This is a genomic window from Nocardia brevicatena NBRC 12119 (assembly GCF_000308495.1).
In the GTDB taxonomy this organism is placed as follows: Bacteria; Actinomycetota; Actinomycetes; order Mycobacteriales; family Mycobacteriaceae; genus Nocardia; species Nocardia brevicatena.
Map to the genome: position 1 here is coordinate 1 of NZ_BAFU01000184.1, position 1,270 is coordinate 1,270.

The 1,270-nt window shown below is 63.5% G+C and carries 2 protein-coding genes; both read left to right on the forward strand.

Features of this window, described 5'->3' with window-relative positions; all coding sequences use genetic code 11:
* Positions 1 to 59: 59 nt before the first annotated feature.
* A complete protein-coding gene (locus ON20_RS25875; protein ID WP_040839649.1) occupies positions 60 to 359 on the forward strand; it encodes a transposase in 300 nt (99 codons plus the stop codon).
* Positions 360 to 455: 96 nt separating this feature from the next.
* Positions 456 to 1,244, forward strand: a complete 789-nt coding sequence (locus tag ON20_RS25880) for an IS3 family transposase (RefSeq protein WP_281032906.1) — start codon at positions 456 to 458, stop codon at positions 1,242 to 1,244.
* The last annotated feature ends 26 nt before the right edge of the window (positions 1,245 to 1,270 follow it).

Below are 1,270 nucleotides of genomic sequence, written 5' to 3' on the forward strand. Positions count from 1 at the left end.
CCCTCGCTTCCTTGGAGGGCTCTGAGCATGGTCCGATAGGGCCAGGAAGGGAGCCCCGCGTGGCAGCACCGAAGAAGTATCCGGACGAGTTGAAGGCTCGAGCGGTCCGGCTGTATCTGGAATCGGACCCGAAGCCGACAATCCGCAAGCTCGCCCAGCAGTTGGGCGTGCCTCACGAGGCGCTGCGGAACTGGATCCGCCAAGCCGACAGTGGTCAGAGGCACGAACCGCCGGCCACTGATCTGGCCGAGGAGAACAAGCGGCTGCGTAAACAGGTGGCAGAGTTGGAGCGGGTGAACGACATCCTGCGTTCTGCGAGTGCGTATTTCGCCTCGGAGCTCGGCCGGACCCGGAGGTGATCGTGCGATTCGTCATGGACAGTCGGCACCCGGTCGAGCTCGTATTGCGGGTACTCGGTATCGCCTCGTCGACCTACTACTGGTGGTGCAAACGCCCTGGAACAGCCTTCGGCTCGGCAGATCGCCGACGAGGCGTTGCCGGCCGGGATCGTCGATATCCACACCAGCTCCGGTGGCACTTACGGGTCTCCCCGGGTGCACGCGATGCCGGCCCGCCGCGGCATCTCGGTCGGGCGGAAACGGGTGGAGCGGGTGATGCGTGGCGCCGGGTTGCAGGGCGCGTTCCTGCGGAAACGGTGGCGGATCGGGTCCACCCGGACCGATCCGCGAGCAGCACCGGCGCCGGATCTCGTCGAACGGGTCTTCACCGCGGATCGACCGAACCGGTTGTGGGTGGCCGACGCGACCCGCGTTCCGTGTGGTCAGGGCGCGTTCTGGCCGGCCGCGGTGCGGGATGTGTTCTCCAACCGAATCGTGGGCTGGAAAGCTTCGGATCGCTGTGACACCGAGCTGGTGCTCGGTGCGCTGGAGTTCGCGGTTTGGAGCCGTGACATCCGCGACGGTGAGTTGATCCACCATTCGGACAGGGGCTCGACCTACACTGCAATTCGATTCGCAAACCGTTTGTCCGACAATGGTATTGCGCAGTCGATGGGATCGGTAGGCGATTCCTACGATAACGCGTTGATGGAGAATTTCTTTTCCACATTGAAGACCGAGCTGGTTTATCGCCGGTCCTGGCGGACCCGCGATGAGGCCGAGAATGCCCTGTTCGCCTATATCGATGGTTGGTACAACACTCAGCGCATCCAGAAGAAGCTGGGCCGGCGATCACCCGACGAGTTCGAGGCGAGCTACCATCACCCGGTTCCGGTTGAAACCTGATTATTCGCCCTCCAACAATGCGGGGG